General features: G+C 26.2%; 1 protein-coding gene. It reads right to left on the bottom strand.

Going from position 1 to position 519, the window contains the following annotated elements; all coding sequences use genetic code 11:
* A partial coding sequence (locus HUN22_RS17635; protein ID WP_174732075.1) for a TetR/AcrR family transcriptional regulator occupies positions 1–417 on the bottom strand: 417 nt, incomplete at its 3' end.
* Positions 418–519: the final 102 nt, after the last annotated feature.

Raw genomic sequence — 519 nt, 5'->3', positions numbered from 1 at the left:
ACCTAATTGAGCAAGCTTTTCATGTAATAAATTAGTCAACCATTTTGTATATTCGTAAAATGGCTCACGAATCGAAGTATACTGTTTCGATACTTCAATGAATGCCTTTTTAAATAAACATCCATTAAATGTTTCGCTATTGATCCACTCTATATACCAATCGAAAATAATATGAATTTTTTCAAGAGGTCCAGCCTCTTGATGTAGATTTAATTGTTCATTGATTGCGTTTTGAATATTTATATTTCGATGCTGCAAACACTCCATAATTAAATTTTCCTTTGAAGGAAAATATTTATAAAAAGTCATTTTTGCAACATTTGATTCAGCAATAATACGGTCAACACCCGTAGCATTGTACCCAATCTGATTAAATAAATTTAAAGCAGTATTTATAATATCTTCTTTTTTTGACATTACTATTCCATTTAGTTAAAACTAATTATAACTTAATTTAAAATATTAAACTTTTAATACAAATTATGATAATAAAAAACTGGATTTGATTCAAGATGATAT

This window comes from Acinetobacter lactucae (genome assembly GCF_013344765.1).
Lineage (GTDB): Bacteria > Pseudomonadota > Gammaproteobacteria > Pseudomonadales > Moraxellaceae > Acinetobacter > Acinetobacter lactucae_A.
This window is presented reverse-complemented; position numbering and strand designations above follow the sequence as displayed.